This is a genomic window from Trinickia sp., from assembly GCF_051954495.1.
Classification (GTDB): Bacteria; Pseudomonadota; Gammaproteobacteria; order Burkholderiales; family Burkholderiaceae; genus Trinickia.
In genome coordinates, this window is the sequence record NZ_JBQCHR010000041.1 from 23,056 (window position 1) to 42,398 (window position 19,343).

At 65.3% G+C, this 19,343-nt stretch carries 8 protein-coding genes; 1 reads left to right on the forward strand and 7 read right to left on the reverse strand.

The window, feature by feature from the left end; genetic code table 11:
• Positions 1 to 17: 17 nt before the first annotated feature.
• The 6 genes from wecB to ACTHNR_RS07125 form a co-directional block, all read right to left on the reverse strand.
• Complete coding sequence (wecB, locus tag ACTHNR_RS07100) at positions 18 to 1,205, reverse strand: non-hydrolyzing UDP-N-acetylglucosamine 2-epimerase (RefSeq protein WP_440546860.1); 1,188 nt, start codon at positions 1,203 to 1,205, stop codon at positions 18 to 20.
• Between the two features lie 385 nt (positions 1,206 to 1,590).
• Positions 1,591 to 3,771 (reverse strand): HlyD family efflux transporter periplasmic adaptor subunit, encoded by a 2,181-nt coding sequence (locus ACTHNR_RS07105; protein WP_440546861.1) that lies wholly within the window; start codon positions 3,769 to 3,771, stop codon positions 1,591 to 1,593.
• Positions 3,756 to 5,111 (reverse strand): efflux RND transporter periplasmic adaptor subunit, encoded by a 1,356-nt coding sequence (locus ACTHNR_RS07110; protein WP_440546862.1) that lies wholly within the window; start codon positions 5,109 to 5,111, stop codon positions 3,756 to 3,758. The genes ACTHNR_RS07105 and ACTHNR_RS07110 overlap by 16 nt, the downstream gene beginning before the upstream one ends.
• A complete protein-coding gene (locus ACTHNR_RS07115) occupies positions 5,108 to 6,022 on the reverse strand; it encodes an efflux RND transporter periplasmic adaptor subunit (RefSeq protein ID WP_440546863.1) in 915 nt (304 codons plus the stop codon). Before ACTHNR_RS07115 ends, ACTHNR_RS07110 begins: the two co-directional genes overlap by 4 nt.
• 30 nt (positions 6,023 to 6,052) lie before the next feature.
• On the reverse strand, positions 6,053 to 7,837 hold the full coding sequence (locus tag ACTHNR_RS07120; RefSeq protein ID WP_440546864.1) for a TolC family protein: 1,785 nt from the start codon (positions 7,835 to 7,837) through the stop codon (positions 6,053 to 6,055).
• Positions 7,838 to 7,865: 28 nt separating this feature from the next.
• The gene (locus ACTHNR_RS07125; RefSeq protein ID WP_440546865.1) at positions 7,866 to 17,150 is read right to left on the reverse strand and encodes a DUF4347 domain-containing protein; all 9,285 of its coding nucleotides are present in this window, start codon (positions 17,148 to 17,150) and stop codon (positions 7,866 to 7,868) included.
• Positions 17,151 to 17,628: 478 nt separating this feature from the next.
• Between ACTHNR_RS07125 and ACTHNR_RS07130 the strand changes: the two genes are divergently transcribed.
• Entirely contained in the window at positions 17,629 to 18,891 is a 1,263-nt protein-coding gene (locus ACTHNR_RS07130; RefSeq protein WP_440546866.1) for a multidrug effflux MFS transporter, read from the forward strand.
• 9 nt (positions 18,892 to 18,900) lie between these two features.
• Here ACTHNR_RS07130 and ACTHNR_RS07135 read toward each other — a convergent pair whose 3' ends face one another.
• Positions 18,901 to 19,224: a type II toxin-antitoxin system HicB family antitoxin gene (locus ACTHNR_RS07135; protein ID WP_440546867.1), complete on the reverse strand. Its 324-nt coding sequence runs from the start codon at positions 19,222 to 19,224 to the stop codon at positions 18,901 to 18,903.
• Positions 19,225 to 19,343 lie beyond the last annotated feature (119 nt).

A 19,343-nucleotide genomic window follows, 5' to 3' on the forward strand; every position in this document is an offset into this window, starting at 1 on the left:
GAGCAGGCCCTCTGTCGCTAGTACGTCATGGCTTGCTCCGGCGCTTCAGCCAATGCCGCGCACGGCTGCGCGCGGCTGACGAATTCCTCGAACGGCCGGCCTGCGATCGACGCGGCGATGCGCGCGGCCGCGTGTCCATCGCCATACGGGCTGATCGCCTCTCTCGGCCCCGCGGCCCGCTCGGCGAGCAGCGTGCGCACACCTTCGACGATGACGTCGCTGCGCGTGCCCACGAGCCTCACGGCGCCGGCCGCGAGCGCTTCCGGCCGTTCGGTCACGTCGCGCATGACGAGCACGGGCTTGCCGAGCGCGGGCGCTTCTTCCTGCACGCCGCCCGAATCGGTCAGCACGATGGCCGCGCGCTGCATGAGGCGCACGAAGCCCAGATAGTCGAGCGGTTCGATCAAATGCAGGTTCGGCGTCGCGCCGATACGCGCGCGCGCCGGCCCTCGAACGTTCGGATTCAAATGGATCGGATAGACGATCTGCACGTCGCCGCTGCGTCCGAGTTCATCGAGCGCATCGCAGATCGACGCGAACCCTTCGCCGAAACTTTCTCGACGATGCCCCGTCACCAGCACGATCGGCTTTGTGTCGTCGAGCACCGGCAGATGCGCGTCCAGCTTGGCGCGCAACGCCGCGTCGGCGTCGATGCGCGCCGCGGCCATGTGAAGCGCGTCGATGACGGTGTTGCCCGTCACGAAGATTCGGCCCGGCAAGGCCTCCGCCATCAGATTGGCCTTGGCGCTCTGCGTGGGCGCGAACATGAAATCGCTGATTGCATCGACGACGCGGCGGTTCATCTCCTCGGGCCACGGGCTCGACAGATCGCCCGTACGCAAGCCGGCCTCGACATGGCCGACCGAGATGCGGCGATGAAACGCGGCCAAGGCGGCGGCACAGGCCGTCGTGGTGTCGCCGTGCACGAGCACGCAGTCGGGCCGCTCCTGCGCGAGCACATCGTCGAACGAAAAAATAAGCCGTGAAGCCAAGCCATTGAGCGTCTGATTGGCGGTCATCAATGCAAGGTCGTAACGCGGACGAATATCGAACAAATCGAGCACCTGTTCGAGCATCGACCGATGTTGGCCGCTGACGCACACGATCGATTCCAGCCCGGACATCTCTTCCAGCGCTTTGACGACGGGCGCCATCTTGATCGCCTCTGGACGTGTGCCGAAAACCGACATGACTTTCAATGCCATCGCTGATATTCCCCGTTGATCGAATGCTCTTATGTCGCGATGCATAAACCGGCCTCGCCCGATATTGGGCGCGTATGGCGCGTGCGCCAGCTGGACGCACGCCGCGATTGCAACGCGCTACGACCGGCCGCATTTGCGACGAAGGGGAATTTTCCGAATATTTGCGAATGGCCTTACAAACAAATGTTAAATCGCGGCATCGAAAACGTTAAATTTATTCAACATCGCCGCGCAAACGATTTACATTTGTCCGAAGTTTTATTTGGCGCTGTTTCTTGTTGCTTAATACCACGCACTGTGGATCGGATTGAAGCCGCGGGTAATCTTGAATCAATACGCTTGACACGAGGACATGCGAGGCAGGCCGCGTTGCGGCCGCCTCGCGTCATACCTGGCTTTCGCTGATCAGCACCGCAACAGCCTTGCGGTAGATTTGGCCCAGCAAACTTGCGCGGTCGCCGTCGATGATCACTCGCCCCCGCAAGCGCCGCCACGCCGTGACGCGCGCATCGCGCGACACCGGCACGAGCGCGGCGCGATAAACAGCCGTTTCGGGAACGAGCTTGTTATCGGCGTTCTTGCGTACGGCGACACCGCCGCCGTAAATCGACGCCAGTTCCGTCACGTCGAGCACGCGCGCCGACGAGGTCTCGACGTGAGAGACGACGAGGTCGATGCTCGGGTCGCCGTTCTCGGGGAAGAATCGCGCATGCGCGCCCGGGTGCACGCGCGGCAGATCGGCTTCGCCGATGAACGCCTCGACGGCGGCGGAAGACGGGTCGATCAGCATCGCCAACGCCGTGCGGCGCGGCAGCCATTCGCCTTCGCGCATCGGGGGCACGTCGGTGACGACCCCGGAAAACGGCGCGCGAACGGTGAGCAAGGCCTCTTGTGCCGCGACTTGATCGACCGATGCGATGGCGCCCTGCAACTCTTGCTCGCCGACGGCGATCATGTCCGCCTGTTCGGGATCGAACGCCTGCCCCTTCATCCGGCTCTCGACGCCCGAAAGCGAAGCGAGCGCGACCGCCTTGTGGTATTCGACGGTCGGCGATTCGAGTTCGAATAGCGGTTGCCCGGCCGCCACGGCGGCGCCGTTCGCCGATTGCTTCACGAGACGGCCCGGTTCCGCGACATAGAGCGTGGCCTGCTTGGCCGCGCGCAGCAGCGCCGGCGCCGACACCTCGCGCCGCCATGGCACGACGAGCAGCAAGAGCGCGAATGCACAGCACGCGATCGTCACGACTGCTCGCCGATCCGGCCGCTTGTCGCCGAGGCGCGCATACCAGATACGAAGCTCGCCGGCGATGGGACGCACGAGAAACCAGCCGATCTCGACGCACATCAAAAAGATGCCCAGCGCCTTGAACGCCATGTGATAGACGACGAGCGCGATGCCGAGAAACAGCGTGAAGCGATACACCATACAGGCGAGCGCATAGCCGATGACGATGCGCCGCTTGTTGGGCGGAAAGTGTTCGGGCGGCGGATCGCCGAGCCCGAACAGCGTCTCCCTGAGCCACCAGCGCCCCATCGCAAAGCCGCGATCCTGCAGGTTCGGCACCTCGAGCCAATCGGAAAGCAAAAAATAGCCGTCGAAGCGCATCAGCGGATTGACGTTGATGGCGATCGTCAGCAGCCAGGTCGAACTCGATAGCAAAAACATGCCCGTTCGCAAGGCGCCGTCGGGCAAGACGGACCAAGCGAGCGACGCGAAAATCGCGAGCGTCGTCTCGGCCAGCATGCCGGCCGCATCGATCGCGAGCCGTCGACGGCGGTCGGTGAGCCGCCAGGCATCGGTCGTGTCGGTCCACAACACCGGCCAAAGCACGAGGAACGCAACGCCCATGGCAGGGACGCGACAGCCCATGCGCTTGGCCACGACGCCATGGCCGATTTCGTGGACGACCTTGGCCGAAGCCAGCGCGAGGCCGACGAGCGCCGCGCCTTGCAGCGAGAAAAGATGCAGCAGGCTATGTGTGTATTCATCCCACTGCCGGCTGATGAGATAAAAGCCGAGCGCTGCGAGCGACGCCAGCACGATCGCGAAGCCTCGCGTGAAAACCCATCCCATCCTCGGCACGATGCTCGACAGCACGCGGTCGGGATTGACGAGACGCACCTTGATCGACAGATAGTTCTTCAAAAGCCAGCGCGCCGCGGACAATCGTTCGGCGGCGCGCTCCGCGGCAAAGCGCTCCGTGGCGCGGGCGTCCACAGGCGCCGTCAGCCCCGCGCGGTAAGCGAAAGTCAGCACGTCGAGGACATCCTGCGCTGTCGCGCGTATCGTCGTCTCCTCGGAGATGGAACGCGCCACGGCTTGCGCGTCGCCGAGCGCCCAGCGCGCCAGGACTTCGAATTCCAACCAGCCGATGCGGATGAAGCGATGCCGCGCCGGGTCGTGCAGCGTCCAGGTCGGACTGCCGTCGCCGCCCGCGGGCCCGGGCATCAGCTTCAAGTCTTCGCGCAGCGGCGGCAGTGCAACGGAGGGGACCTCGGCGACGCCATCGCCTGCCTGGGCGACAAGCGGCGCGCCTGGCGACGCTTCGTTCAAATCGAAAGCCATTCGCGCACCACCGTCAACGGACGCCTGAGCAGCCAGAGCGCAAGCGCACGGCGCGGCCCGTAGATCTTCGCCGTTCCCTTCAAACCGAGCCGCAATGCCTGCGCATGCTCGAGCGTTGCGCGGAAGGCGTACGACAGCACCCCATCGGCCGCGACCGTGCTCGAATAGCTCGCGAAGGTCAACTTGCCGTAGGCGGGGCGATCGGGCCGCAAGTTGCTGAAAAACATGACCTCCGAGCCGGGCTCGAACGACACGACGGAACTGGCCGGCACCTCGATCTGCAATTGGGTGCGCGCGGGCGAAGCCACCACCATGATGCGCTCGCCCAGCACGACCGGCTTGCCGATCCACTCGCTGCTGTCGTCGAATATCGCCACGCCGTCCACGGGCGAGACGATCTGCGCGCGGCGCAGCATGTCATCGTCATACGCCAGCTCGGCCTGGTCTTGATCGACCTTGCTCGCGAGCATGGCGAGCCGCGCCTTCGCGCGGTCGTCGCTCAGCGCCTGCTGCGACGTATCGGCATACTCTTCTCGCGCCATGTCGAGCGCCTTCTTGGCGACCTCATAGCGGGTTTGCAACTGCGTTCGATCGAACGAGACGAGCAATTGACCCGCGCGCACGGCTTGATTCGGCTCGACGCGAAGCGAGCCGACCACGCCGTCGAAAGGCGCTCTGACAGCTGCGGGTTCGATCGGCACGATCTCCGCCGGCGCAAGCACCGATTCGCGCACGGGAAACACGGCGATCGCCAGCAAGACGGCGGCGGCGATCGCCAGCGGCCGCTTGCGCGCCGCCATTTGCCGCAGCACGCCAGGCTTCGGATCGCGCCGATGCAGCAGCAAACTCTGCGCGTAGGCGCCGGCCAGCGCGTCCAGCAAGTGCCGATCGCTATCGGTCCAGACATCGGCGCGGCCCAGCAGCAGATAGCCGACGCTCGCCGTATCGCGCCAGACGAGGGGGCACAGCAACGCCTCCGCGGGAAACCATTCCGGCCATTCGTTCGCGAGCGGCTCGGGCAACTGGTCGGGCCGCACGATGCGCGGCTCGACGGCGCTCGCCTCGGGCTCCTGCGTCAAGGCCGCGAACACGCGCTCGAGCCAGAGATAGTAGGGCCCCCCGCGCTCGGCCGATGCGACGCCCGAAAGTAACAGCGGTTCGGCGCCGGATGCATCGGTCTGCCATAACGCCGCCTGCTGATACGGCACGACGCTCGCCGTCTCGTTGACGATGAGAAATCCGAGCTCCTCGCGCGCCGCCGCACGCGCGCGCCGCTCCAACGCGAGGACCGCGCCGAGCCGCAAGAGCTGATAGTTGAGCGCGCTTGCGGGCGAATTCATCGCTGCGAGGTCAGGGTCGCACCGGCGGGCGGACTAAAGATCGCATGACCGCTCATGCCGGGCAGCAGCGTATCGGACTGCGTATCGATACGGCCATAGACCTTGACCGAGCGGCTCACGGCATCGACCTTGCCCGAGAGCCGCGAAAGCGTGGCGGGATACGTTTTGCCCGTTTCGTCGATCGCCACCTTGAGCGGGCTGCCCGGCTTGAGCCAGGAGAGCCACATCGACGGCACGATCATCTCCAGTTCGAGGCTCTTGTCGCTCAGCACTTCGAGCATCGGCGCGCCTGTTTGCAGGTACTGATAATCGTGCGTGTAGACAGCCGAGACGCGTCCGCTGAAGGGCGCGGCGACGGTGCAGTTACCCACCATCGTCTGAGCGGCCTGCACGTCCGCCGCCGCCTGCTTCTCGTCGGCCGCGGCGACCTTGTACTCCACTTCGCTCGACGTGCCCAGCGCTTTCAAGCGCTGCTTGCTTTCGTTCACCGACTTTCGGCTTTCGAATACGGCGCGGGCGTGCGCGAGCGCCGCTTCCTTTTCTCCGCAATCGAAGCGCGCGAGCACCTGCCCCTGTTTGAACCGATCGCCGTCGCGCAACGGAAATTGCGCGAGCCGTCCCGCCATCGGCGCGCCGATCGTGGCGATCGTATCGGCGACGAGCTGCACGCGAATGTCGCGCGCGGGCGACGCCGGTTGCGACGAAGCGGCAGGGGCCGCCGCGTCCGGTGCATGAGGCGGCGCGGAAACCGGCAACGCCTGGGGCTTCGGCGCAGGCGCAGGCGCGGGAGCGGGCGCCGGAGCCGGCGTCTGCGCGGCGAACGCGACGGCGATGCCGGCGCTGACGAGGGCGATGCCCGCGAAAGCGACGAGTTTGCTCGCCTTCGGGGTGTGATGGTGATGCACTTTCATAGCAGTCCTAACCGTCTAACGTCCAAGTCCTTATTGCGCGGCGATGCCTGTTTGCGCCGCTGCGGCGACGGGCAGGGATACGGCCTTCGTTTGCGCCGCGGGCATCGCCGGCGACTGCGCGCCGACGGCCGGCGCGGTTGCCGTCGCAGCGTCAGATGCTGCGGCGGCCGGCGCCCCGAGCGTCGAAGCCGCCGGCAAGGCGAGCGCGACGTCGGGCAGTTGCCCCGCCTCCCAGCCGGCGATCGCCGACTTCACGCGCGCGCTCAGCTGCGCGAGATCGTCGGTGTCGGCATTGGGCGGCACGAGGTCGACGCCGACGGACGTATAAAGGTTCGTGAGCGCCGTATGCACCTGCGCGATGGTGCGGTCGTAGCTGAACTCGGCCACCATCGACGCCAGATCGCGCCGAATGCGGTCCGCCTCGGACTCTTCCTGTGCGCTCGCCTCGTTGGCCGAAGCGACGCGAATCTGCTGTTCGACGTCGTTGATTTGCTTGGCGATGTCCAAGTCTTCGACCGAGGCCAAATACTGCTGGTAGCTCAAGTTGACCTGAGTGAGCACCGCCACGCTGAGCGCGAGGCGTCGCTGGCGCGACACTTCGACCGAGGCTTTGGCCGCCGAGATCGCTTTCGGCCCTTCGATCAAATTCACGAGATTGAACGTGGCGTTCACGCCGAGCTGCGCCCAATTCGGGTTGTACAGATACCGATTGCTGTCGTAGTTCAAGCTGCCGAGCACGCCCACGCCCGGCATCATCTTGACGATTTCCTTGTAGACGTCCTGCTGATCGATCTTTTCCTGGTAGGCCTCTTCACGCAGTTCCGGACGCATGGCCAGGCCGAGCGCCTCGAGCTTGCGCGGATCGACCTTCGCAGCCGTCGTCGACAGATCCAGATCCATCGGCGCGAATTGAATCGGCGCATCGGTGGGCACGTCGATCAGCGAAGCAAGCTGCACGCGGGCCGTATTGAGATCGGTCTGCATCCGGCGCAGCTGTCCGACCACGGACAACATGTTCTGCTGATAATCGAGCCCCTGCAGTTGCGGGACGAGCTTTTGGCGGCTCGCCTCGCGCGAGTTTTCGAGCATCCGGTCGGCCTCGGCCAGCAGCGGCTTCAAGCGCGGCAACAGGCGATCGGCCGCGACGGCCTTCCAATATGCCTCCTGTGTGCTCTTGACGATGTCGTCGATGACCTTGCGGCGGCGCTCGATGGCCGCGTAGGTGCGGTACCCCTGCTGCTTCGCCTGAAAATAGCTCACGCCGAGATCGAGCAAGTTCCAAGAAAGCTCGAGCGAAGCTGTCGCATGCGACGGCTGCTCGGAGAACGAGTACTCGAGCGACTGCTGCTTCGTGAGTTCCGAGACGCTTTGCGCCGCGTTATCGTTGTTGCGCCACGTGTAGCCTGCGTTGGCCGCGAGACGAGGCAGCATCTGCGCGATCGCCAAATCGAGCTGCCGATCCTGCAGCGTCTCCTCGGTTTTTGCGAGGCGAGCGTTGTAGTTGTACTTCAGCGCCCGCGAGATCGCGTCCGACAGCGTAAGCGGTTGCGTCAGCGGCACGTAGGTCGAATAAAGCGTCCGGTAGTCGTCCTGCGCGCGCTTGACGTGCTCCGCTTGGCTGATCGGTTCGGGCTTGATCGCACAAGCGGACAGCACGGCAGCCGAGAGCAGCGTCAAGCCCGCGACCCGCGCGGCAGACATGGCGCGTTCCCGATTAGGACGTCGCCCCGCGTCGTTTCGATCCCCGGTGCTCGGCTCCGACAGCACGGTCCCCTGTCGCCCCCCTGGGAGGCGGTCGATGAATCTGGTCTTCATGTTGGCGTTCGATTGTTGAGTTGTTCAATCAGCTTGCGACCGTGAGCTTCTCGCCCTGCGCGGACACAGCGCCGACCACGGAGTGCACCATGCGGCGCGCCTGCAAAAGCTTTCCGACCGGGCCGGCCTCGCGCAACTGCGCGGAAAACGCCGCGCGTCCGGCGCCTTGTACCGGTGTGGACGTGGGCGACGTCCGGTGCGGCTTGACGTCATGACCGTGGTGCCGTGCGCCGCCCTCGTGCACGTCATGCGCGCCGTGGCCCGAATGCTTCGCCGGTGAAGACGCATGCAGGTTCGACAGCATCTGTTCGAGATCCCTCGATTCGCGTCCGACCGTGATCTGGAACGTGGCCGTCGCCTGATTGCCGAACTGATCGTGCGCCACGATCTCGACTTCCACGGTGCCGCGCGAACCCACCGGCGGCGTTCCCGTGAACGTCAGATTCCGGGCGTCGAAGGTCAGCCAGGCCGGCAACGGTGCGCCGCCGGGCATCCGGGCGTCGTACTGCAGTTCGGCGTTCGGGTAGGTATCGTTGAACAGATCCGACGGCACCGCGATGACGGAGTGCTGCTGCTCGATGATGAAGCGGCTTCCCACCGACCCCGTCAGCCAGACCTGCGGAATGATCGGCTCGCTGTAGAGGTCCGGCCGATAGCCGCGCCCCTCGGCGGGCGGGATTGCGCCGTCGTCGGGGAAATGCTGCTCCGATGAGGCGAACGGCGCATTGGGGTCGACGCGCGGGCCCAGCTTGTTGAAGTCGTTCGGCGCATTGAAGTCGGGAATGAGCCCGGCCTGCTGCGACAGCACGGGGCGATTGCTCGAATTCACCTTCGTCGTCAGCGCAACCGTGGCCGCGCTGTAGGCCGACGTGCCGCCGACCGCGCCAAGGTCCACGCCCGAGGCGTCGACGATGCTCGACGTGCCCGAACTATCGATGAGCCGCACGGCTAGCGCGCCCGGCGTGCCGCTGAACGTTCCCGACGGCAGGAACCGCAAGCTGTCCGTGGCCGCGAGCACGAGCGCGTTGCTGTCGCTCAAACCGTTCGTGGGAACGTCCGTCCACGTCTTGCCGCCGTCGCTCGAATATTGCCAACTTCCCTGTCCCGCGCTGGCGGCGTCGCCTACGATCGCGATGCCGGCTAGCGTATTGGCCGTCGACCCCGTCGGATTGGACGCACTGTGCTGTTGATCGGCGCTATCGTTGAAATCGCCGCCAAAGAGCGTCGCCACCGAACTGCCCGTCGGGTTGCGGTCGTCTTGCTTGACCGGATCGATGCTGGCCGTGCCGCTTGCGATCGGCGCGTCGTTCACGGGCGTGACCGTAATGCCGAGCGGCACCGTTTGCGCACTGACGGCCGTCGTTCCGCCGTGGTGCGCGCCCGATACGTCCACGCCCGCAATCGCGATGTCCGTCGCAGCGAGCTGAGCGCCGGTGACCGTATCCGTCACCGGCATGCTCGACGCGTCGATGAGGCGTGTCGTCAGTTGTCCGGGCACGCCGTTGAAATTCGCGACCGGCACGAAACGCAGTTCGGCCGACGACGAGAGCACGAGCGCATTCGAATCCGTCAGCCCCGTGGTCGCGATCGTGTGCCAGGTCGCGCCGTTGTCCGTCGAATATTGCCAACTGCCCTGGCTTGCATCGGCGGCATTGCCGGTGATCGCGATGCCCGCCAGCGCGTTGGCCGTGGACCCGTCCGGGTTCGCCCCGCTTTGCTGTTGATCGGCGCTGTCGTCGAAGTGCGTGCCGAACAATGCGCCCACGGTTTGCGGCGCCGGCGCGCCGGTGTCTTCGGCAATCGTCGGCATGCTCGCGCTGCCCGATGCGATCGGTGCATCGTTGATCGCAGAGACGTGCAGGGGAATCGTCTCTTGCGCCGACGAATAGGCCGAAGCTGCGGTATTCGTGCCCTGCCCGAACGTGCCCGTGCTCGGCAGCGCCGAAATCGTGCCGTTCGCGACACCGTCGAATTGATCCCAGGCGCGGAAGGTCAACGCATTGTTGACGGTCCCGTTCCAGTTCGCTTGGGCCGGCTCGAAGTAGAGCCGCGTATTGGCATCGGCAACGAGGTGCAGCGCGTTGCCCTGCGAAATCGCCGCCAATCCCCCTCCCGCGAACTGCGTCCAATGCGCACCGTTATCGGTCGAGTACCACCACGTGCCTTCGGTGGTATCGGCGGCCGTGACGGCCACGCCGGCGGCGCCCGGCGCCTGTCCGTCGTGCGCCCCCGCGCCGTCGGGATCGGTCACGTTGCCGTTGCCGGTCAGCTGCGAAACGAGCATGCCGACCGCGCCGGACGGCGCGCCGTTGTCCTCGAGCGACGTGGCCGTGACCGGCTGATTGTTGAGGACGGGCGAATCGTTCGTCGCAACGACGTCCACGGTGGAGACGGCCGCCGTCGTCGTCGCGTGGGTGACCTCATCCGTCACGGAGATCGTCACGTCGCGCGTCGTCGTGCTCGGCGTATCGCTGTTGTCGTAGTAGCTGATCGCGCGCAGCGCGCTTTGCACGGTCGCCGCGTCGAGGTTCGTGCCCGACAGCGTCATGGTGCCGGTGGCGGCGTCGAAACTGGCCGTCACGCCCGAGGGCAACGATCCCGACACGACGAGCACGTCTTCGCCCGGTCGATAGTTGCCGCTGATTTGGACGGTGGCGCCCGAGAACGTGTCCGTGCTCGTGACGGTCACGGTCGGATCGACGGCGACGGCCGCCGCGGCGGGCGACGAGCCGTTAGGTTCGGTGAACGTCGCCGACGACGACCCCGCGCCCGGCACTTCGTTGATCGTGACGAACACCGGCGAGCTGACCATGTTGCCGCCCGTACCTTGCTGGCCCGCGACGTTGTGATCGTCGATCGTGGCGCCGATCCGTATGCCCGTGCTGACGGTCGTCGTATCCGTGCTCGAGTAGGCCAGATTGTCGAGCACCGCGTCGACGGTGGCCGACGTCGCGCCAGCCCCGAACGTGATCGACAGCTTGCCGCCCGCCTGCGTGTAAGTGCCCACGCTCGTGCCGTTGTAGGTGACCGTCCCACCCGCGAGCGCCAGCGGCCCGATCGCGGCGAAGACGTCGGTCGCGCTCGGCGACGGCGTGCTCGAGCTATAGCGTTGCAGCGTCAGCGTGGTGCCGCCGTAGTCGCCGCCGAGCGCATCGAGCTGCGTATCGGTGATCGACGAACCGGGCCCCGACAACCGCACCGGCGCTCCGCCCTCGACGTACGAATCGGTGTTGCCGCCCCACTGCGTGATCGACGGCGCCGTATCGGGCGCTTGGTAGGAGAAATCGACGTTCGCATGGGCGTCGCCGTTCGCCGTGAACGAGGTGGATGCGGGGCTGCCCGTCACCGCATTGCCGTCGTTGTAGGCCAGCGTCTCGTCGGCGGGCAGGCCGCCGCTTCCCGCGCCGGGCAACGTGATGACGACCGTGCCTTGCGGCAGCGCGCCGAACGTGTAGGTGCCGTCGGCCGCCGTCGTCGTCGTTTCGGTGATGACCGTGCCGTCGCCTTCGGTGACCTTGGCCGTGACGGTGATGCCGCCGAGGCCCGTATCGGCCGAGCCGCCCGAGCTCGCGAACGTCGTCGGATCGTTGCCGACGTCTTGCCAAACGCGGCCCGATGCCGTGGCGATCTGCGTCGTCGCCGTGGCGCGGTAGGAATCGGGGGCGCCGACCGAAGAATCGAAATCGCGAGCGCCCGTGGTTGCGCCCACCGCGCCGCCCGTCGAACCGTTGAACGTCTGTTGTCCGGGCAGGCTTTGCCATACGACCGCGGCCGTATCGTTCTGCACCGTCTGCCCAGGGGCCACCTGCACCGTGTAGGTGATGACTTCGCTGCCGCCCGCGGCCAGCTGCCCGATGGCGTAGTTCAAGTCGGTCGAACTCGTGCCGGCCTGGCCGGCTCCGCCGACGCCCGCGCCCGTCGCGCCCACGAACGTGACGTTGTGTTCGTTCGCGACGGCAGGGTCGTCGACCGTCACGTTGTAGGCCGTCGAGCCGCCCGTGTTCTTGACCGTGACCTGGTACGTCACCGTGCCCGTGGCGTTATCCACGGCCGTGGCCGTTTTCGTGACGGTGACGTTCGGCTCCTCGACCGATACGTTGACCGTATTGGACGTCGCGCCGCCGACGGTGAAACTCGTCGCCAGCGCAGCCGCGCCTTGCACGTTCGCGGCTACGTTGCCCACGACCGCGTTGAACTCGACGATGACGTAATTGCCGATCGGCGAGCCGTCGTTATTGGTCAGCGTGCTCAAATCGATGCTGACGTGGCCGCCGCCCGTGGTCACGACGCTTGACGGCAATTGGCTCGTCGGCTTGAACGTCGCCACGTCGCCGCCCGTCGTCGTAAGGGTGGCCGGATCGACGTAGTTGGCGCCGCCCGAGTTGCCGTCTTGCATCTGCGCAACCCCAGAAAGGGCGCCGTTGCTCGAAATGAGGTCGCCGTTCGGGCTCACGAACGCAATCGTGGCGCTGCCGTCGTTCAGATACTCGAGCCCCGGGGGCAACGTGAAATCGAGCGTCGTCGGGTTGGCGCCCTCCGGAACTTGAACGTAGGCGTGGTACGTCACGATTTCGCCGACCGTCGCCTGCACCGCGGTTTGGGTGTTGGTCTGCGAGGGCGTGTGAACGGTGTCCGTACCGTTCGACTCGCCCGTGATCGACAGGACGGGCGAGATTTGCCCGATCTTCACCGTCGCGCTCGCGTTGTCCGTGTATTTGTGTCCCTGCGCCGTGCCTGGCTGCGAATAGTAAGTGCCCGATGCGCCGTCGTTCGGGGTATCGACCGTGATCGACGATCCGGCGCTCTGGTTCGGCGCGACGGTGGCTTGGAACGTGAACGTCGCGGTTTGACCCACGCCGAGCGTGGTCAGCCCCACGGAAAGACCCGACGTATCCGAGGTCGATCCGCCCGAGCCGCCGCTCAGATAAGTCAGCGAACCGGGCACGTAGTTCAGGCCCGCGGGCAGATCGATCAAATCCGACAGGTTCTGCGCCGGCGCGTCGCCCGTGTTCTTGAGCGTGACGGTGTAGGTGAGCCCCTCGTTGCTGTAGACAGTGCCGTTGGCTGCAATCGTCGACCCGGTGTTCGTATCCTTGACCGTGATGGTCTCGGTGACGTGAGGGTCGACCTCGTGGATCGTCGCCGTGGCAGGCGGCGAAGTGAGCGTCGAATCGTAGTTGATGACGACGCTGTTCGTGCGCGCCGTGCCGTCCGCGGGCGTATCGGTCGCGGTGACGGTCGCCGTGTAGACCAGGGTGATGGTGCCGTTCGCATCGACTTGACTGTTCGTCAGCGAACTGCCGAGGTCGAACGTGATCGTGCCGCCCGATACCGATGCGCTCACCGCGCCCGGGCCGCCCGGCGAACTGACGCCGTTGAACGTCACCGAATTGAGACTGCCGAAGGTCATCCCTGCCGGCAGCGAATCGGTCAACGTCACATCGCTTAGGCCATTGGCCGTCGTCCCCTGCGGCAGCGTGACCGTGATCGTATAGGTCACCGTTTCGCCCAGCGCGACGTTGTTGCTGCCCGTGAGCGGAATATCGCCCGTATCGCTCGCCGTCGTGACGGTCTTGGTCACGCTCGGCGCGGCAAGGTTCGCGGTGGCGGTATCGGCCAGCGCCGCGACGTTCTCGCCGATCGCCCGCGCGGACGCCCCGGTGCCCGACACGAAACCGTTGCCGCTCGCCACGCCGCCCGCCACGCTCGCCCAGTTGACGACGTTGCCGGCAAACGTGAGCGTATCGCCCGTTTCCTGGGCCGTCGGCAGTTTCAGGTCGTAGACGACGTAGACGTTGTCATGCGCCGCGATCGACGAACTCAGCTGCACGCCGCCGGCCGAAAAGTACTGCGCCGCCGTGACGCCGGTATCGATCTGATGGCCCGATGCGTCGTAGATCGCGAAGTTCTGCACATCGCTCGTCGAAAACCCCGACGGCAGCGTGCCTTGGATCGTCACGTCGTAGGCGGTCGATCCGCCTTGGTTCTCCACCGTCGAAACGATTCTCGCGAGATCGCCGCCGTCCCCGCCTTTCACATTCAGATTGTCGGCGCTCAACGGATCGCCGGTGCCCGTGAAAGGACTGGTGCCGGCCGGCGTGCCCGCCGGTGCGAACGGGCTGCCGGCGCCGCCGCTCGGCGTGGTGTTCGTCTGCGATGTCCAGGTCACGCCCGTCGAGTTCGACGAATCGGCCGAATACGTGCCCTTCGATGCGCCGCCGTCCCCGACGATGGAAACGACGCCCGTCTTCGTCGCGAGTTCGGGCTCCTGCAGCGGGACTTGCTTGATCGCGGCGGCCGCCAGCGTCTGGCCTTCCGAGTTCGTGTAGGAGCTGCCGCCCTGCGTCGTCAGTTGCAGGCCGTTCGCGAAAGGCTTGTTCGAGACGACCGCGCTGAAATAGACGGTCACCTGCTGTCCGGCGGTATTCGTCGGGTCGTCGCGGTCGCCGAAATGGAAGGAGAGGCTGTTGGCCGTGCCGTCGGTCGTCACGGTCGGCGTCGCTTCGCCCGACAAGGGATTCACGAGCTTGAAGGTGCCCGCCGTCGGAAACGCGTCGGTGCTGTCCTGCGAATAGCTCGAGACGTTGCCGCCGTTGGACAGCGGATCCGTCGTGGAAAACACCGGCAGGGGCAGATACGCGGTCAGGTTCAGGTTGCCGTAGTCGCCCGTCGTCAGCGTATAGGTCATCCCGTAGGTGACCGTGTCGCCCGGCTTGATGTCGGTGAGGTCCGTCGTTTGCCCGTTGACCGCGACGACTTGCAGCACGAGTTGTCCCGGCGCGACCTCGTTCGTCACCGACGAACCGTCCGTGACCGTGCCGTTCGTTCCCGTGATCGTGTGCGCGTTGTTGTCGACCGTCACGACCGCCGCGCTCGTGCCCGTGGTCGGCACGCTGTCGGAGATCTGATCCTTCTCTCGCAGGCTGTCCTGACTGTTCGAGTTCGTGTACTTGTCCAGCACCTTCGCCTTGAAGGTGACGGTCCCTTGCGTCGGACCGCCGCTGCCGTTGACCGCGCCGCCTTGAAGCACGCCCGCGAACGCCGCACCGCCAAGGTTCGCTTCGATCAGTTCCCCAATGCTGAAGGTCAGCGTGGTCGCGCCGGGGTTTGCCGACGAACCGGCATCGTCCCGCGCGTAGTTCCAGTTCGCGTTCGAACCGCTTTCCGCCACCGATTGACCGTTGATCGTCGTTTGAACGTTGTTCGATACGTCGCCGAACGAAATCGAACGGGTCGAGCCGCCCGTCGTCAGCGACAACGAGGGCGTCGCGTAGCCCACATCGGACGGCGTGAGCAGCGTGATGCCATCGCCGATCAGGTCCGCGATATTGAGCTGATTGAGCGAGTAGTAGTCCGATACTTGGAAGTTGATCGAATAGTCGACGATCTCGCCGGGGACGATGTTGCCGTTGGGCGCATCGTCCGTCACCTGGATCGCCAACGACTTCGCGACGAAAGCCGTCGATTCCGTGTTCGCCGAGCTGTCGCCCGAGATGGTCTGCGCACCGGCAGAATGGTCCGCCGATCCCGTCACGGCCGTCCACGAACCCGTGTAGCTGTAGATGGCCGTCGTGTCGATCGTGCGCGGTTGCCCGGCGGAGCCGAGAATCGACGCGCCCGACGCGTCGAACTGCGGCACGAAAACCGGGATCTTGATGACCGTCGGCGTGTTCGCCGCATCGGTGCCGAGCGACGTGAAGGTCACCGTCACCGTGCCGCCGGCGCCGCTGACGCTGCCGGCCTTCGGATTGAACGTGGCCGTGCCGTGCACGCCGCTCGGTTCCGTGAACGAAATCGTCCCGTTCGTGTATTGCACCTGATCGGGCAACGTGAACGTGAAGGTCACGCTTTGCATCGGATCGCTTTGCGTCACCGGCGCCGGTTGGAGCGTAATGACGTAGTCGAACGGAAAGTCGGGGCCCGTCGCGGTTTCGCCTTCGTGCAGATCCGTGGTGGCCGACACGTCGATCAGGGAAACTTGCGTCGCCGCGGTGACGAGACCGTCGCCCGCATTCGTCACGCTCGCGCTGCCCGCCGTTCCTCGGATCGACGGATCCGATGCCGGGTTATTGAGCGCATCCGCACCGTATTGAAAGCCCCCGATCGCCGAAATGTTCAGCGCCTGGCCGCTGTGCATGCTCGACAGTTCGCTCGTATTCGCGACCGAGAACGTCAATTGGATTTGCGCGGCAGGCTCGCCGGGCGTGTAACTGCCGAAAGGCAGCTGCAGCACGTACATCGTGTCGCCCGCCTGGTACCCGGCGGGCGCTGCCACGAACAGCGGCTGACCGCTGCTGTCCAGGGCCAGCGGATGCAGTGCGCCGAGGGTGCCGACATGGCCCGCGATATTGGTCGACAACGTCACTTGGTCGACCGTCACGGCCGTGCCCAGATACGTGGCGCTCGTGAGGGTCGCGTTTTCGGCGGAATCGGTCGGGACGTAGAGATCGATGAACGGCCCGTAGCCGGCGGCGTTCGAAGCGGTGTTCTGGAACTGCACCGTCTCGGTGAAGGTTCCGCCGAGCAGCACGTCGTGCGGCACGGTGCTCCCGACGAAGGACACGCTCGGCACGGGCGTATCGAGCACGCCGTGATAGGCCGCGATCGCTGTGTCGCTGAACGGCGAGCCCACCGCGAGCGCACCGGTCGTGCGCTCGAGCACCCAATCGCCGCCGAGCGAGGCCTCGCCCGTGGCGTCCGTCGAGGCGCCGACTTGCGCACCGGTCAATGCATGAACGGTATCGACGAACTGCTGCCCGCTCGCGCCCTGGCCGACATCGCAACCCCAAAACTCGATGTCGGCGTTCGCGGCGAGGTGGTCGCTCCACGAGGCCACTTGCTGCTTGGCGGCGGCGAGCGCATCGGCCGTGATCGGCGCGCTGCCCAGTTCGATTTGGCCGGCCGAGCCGTAGGTGAGGAATTGAATCGACTTCAGATCCGAGCGCCCTTGCAGCGCTTCGGTCACTTGGCTGATGCCGTCCCGGTTCGGGTCGATGACGACGACCTGCACGTTCTTGCCGACGCTGGACGCGAGGGTTTGCCAGTTCGACACGCGCGGATCGACGAACAGGATTTCCGTGGCTTTCGGATTCGGGGCCAGGGCCGGCACGTCGGCATTGGCGTGCGGCGCGGCGCTGTCGTGCTGCTGCTCGGCGCCGTGGTGCGCCGCTGGAGGCGAGGCGTCGTGCGAATCGTGGGCGTCGGCCGCCGGATGCGGATGAGGCGTTTGGTCTAACGCTGCATGGGTCGTCTTCGCTGCTACCGCCGCCACACTGCCATCGAACAGGTGGCGAGGTTCAAGAATTAGTCTCATCGCATTCCCCGGAGTTTCGCGACCGCAATTTATATGTGCCGATAAAGTCCTACAATATGGCCGCGGGGCGTTTTTCGAAATTTAACAATTCGTTCCGCATAGTGGGAGCCGCTGCGACGCACAGGTCGTCTGAGATCTCAATCCCCTCCGGGGGGCGGGAGGATTCAGACGACGCAGCATTCGTGTTGCTCGCCCAACTGTGGGGAAGGTGTCCGCGGAGGCAATAGTAATACAGCAATATTATTTCTGTGTGACCAGCGTGGTCTGCTGGACCAAGGTGCGGGCGACGAAAGCCAAGCGGGTCGGGGCCATCAAGGAACCGAGCGCGGAGAGGTGTGAAACCGTGCGTCGCTTGCTCCGGAAGCAAGCCGCGGCGTCAGTCACTACAATAGCGGCGATCTTCCCTTCGCCGGGTGTCGAGCGCAGCCACGACCGATGCCCGACCGGCTCGAGCCGGCCAAAGCCATACGTTGCCTAGATGACTCCAACTGTTACAGCCCCCGTCGCCAAGCGCGCGCCGCTGCGCAATTCGCCGCGTTTCCTGCTTTTCTTGATCTGCTTGTTCTCGTCCGCGGGGCAATTGGCGATCGATATTTACGTCCCCGCGCTGCCTGCGATGGCGCGCTACTTCGGGACTTCGCCGCAGGCCATCCAGTCCAGCGTGTCAGGCTACATGGCCGCCTACGCGCTCGGCCAGTTGATCTTCGGCCCGATCGCCGACGCCTACGGTCGCAAACGCGTACTCGCCTTCGGCCTCATCGTCTATACGATCGGCTGCGTGCTGTCGCTCGTCGCGCCGAACCTCGAGACGTTCATTCTTGCCCGGTGCCTGCAGGGCTTCGGGATTGCCGCGACGAACTTGCTCGCCAAGGCAATCATTACGGACTCCTTCTCGGGACAGGCGCTGATGCATGCGTTCACCTACATGGCGATCGCGTGGGGCCTCGCGCCGATCATCGCGCCCGTGATTGGCGCGCATCTTCAAACGTGGTTCGGCTGGCAAGCGTGTTTGGTCTTTCTGCTGATCTATTCGCTCGCCATGCTGGGGGTGCTCTGGCGCTATCGCGAGACACTGCCGTCACCGGTGCGTCTCGAACCGCGCACGTTGATGAGAAACACGCGGATGGTGCTGTCGAGCCCCGTGTTTCAAAGCTGCTTTCTTGCACAAGGGCTTTGCTACAGCATCCTGCTCGTTTTCAATATCGTGGGGCCGTTCATGGTCCAAAGCACGCTGCACAAAGAGCCGACTTTCTTCGGCTATCTCGCACTGGGCATCGGGCTGATGTATTTCCTCGGTGGACTTTCCAATCGTCTTCATGGGCCGCGGCTGCCTAGCGCGGAAACGCGGCTGCGGGTCGGTTCGCGCGTGATGGTCGTCGCCGCGATCGCGATGCTCGTGCTCGCGCTGACGGTCGGCTTGCGCGTGTGGACGCTTGCCGTGCCCGTGCTCGTCATGGGACTTTGCGCGGGCGCGATGTATCCGACACTGATGGCCAAGGGCAACTCGCTGTTCCCGCACATCGCCGGGTTGACGAGCGCGATTCTCGGCTGCGCGCTGCTGCTGGTTTCCTCGGTGATGATGGGGCTCGCGGGGTTCGTCTCCATCCACGTGCTGCTGCCGCTTGCCGTGTTTTTCTTGATCTTGGCGATTACCGTCGTGGTGATGGTGACGAAACTGCTGCGACACCTGAGCCAGGTCGAAGGCGAGCAGGCCGGCGGACAGGCGGCGCCGATCCGGTAAGCGCGGGGCTCAGGCGCAGAGCTTGGCGCTCGCCAGGCGATTGAGGCTGACGCCCTGCTCCACCGCTTGTATGACCAGCGCGCGATGCGCCTGCGGCGGGATGCGAACTTTGAATTCGCCACTATACCTGCGGTCGGCGATCGGTTCTGGCACCGCTTCACCGTTTGCGGCCATATCTCGAACGACATCGGCAACAAGCCGCCTGATGCCGGCCAACGCGCCTTCCAATGTCGGATCAAGCCATGAAAGCGATGGGAATTCGGCGCACAGACCAACGTGCTCCCCGTCCTCCGGCGACCAAGTTACACGATAAGTGAAGTGGTCATCAGTCATGGTTTGGATCGCTCCTTCAATCGATCTATCGCCTCGAGAACCTGCCGCACTTGATATGGCTTGGCCTTGCCCCGATTGCTTTGAATATGCTTTGAATATTCACGCGGGGGTCGCCCTGC

What these genes read in the sequence shown, in the direction of transcription:
- wecB (WP_440546860.1), bottom strand. Translation starts at nt 1,205, where the DNA reads ATGGCATTGAAAGTCATGTCGGTTTTCGGCACACGTCCAGAGGCGATC.
- ACTHNR_RS07105 (WP_440546861.1), bottom strand. Translation starts at nt 3,771, where the DNA reads ATGGCTTTCGATTTGAACGAAGCGTCGCCAGGCGCGCCGCTTGTCGCC.
- ACTHNR_RS07110 (WP_440546862.1), bottom strand. Translation starts at nt 5,111, where the DNA reads ATGAATTCGCCCGCAAGCGCGCTCAACTATCAGCTCTTGCGGCTCGGC.
- ACTHNR_RS07115 (WP_440546863.1), bottom strand. Translation starts at nt 6,022, where the DNA reads ATGAAAGTGCATCACCATCACACCCCGAAGGCGAGCAAACTCGTCGCT.
- ACTHNR_RS07120 (WP_440546864.1), bottom strand. Translation starts at nt 7,837, where the DNA reads ATGAAGACCAGATTCATCGACCGCCTCCCAGGGGGGCGACAGGGGACC.
- ACTHNR_RS07125 (WP_440546865.1), bottom strand. Translation starts at nt 17,150, where the DNA reads ATGAGACTAATTCTTGAACCTCGCCACCTGTTCGATGGCAGTGTGGCG.
- ACTHNR_RS07130 (WP_440546866.1), top strand. Translation starts at nt 17,629, where the DNA reads ATGACTCCAACTGTTACAGCCCCCGTCGCCAAGCGCGCGCCGCTGCGC.
- ACTHNR_RS07135 (WP_440546867.1), bottom strand. Translation starts at nt 19,224, where the DNA reads ATGACTGATGACCACTTCACTTATCGTGTAACTTGGTCGCCGGAGGAC.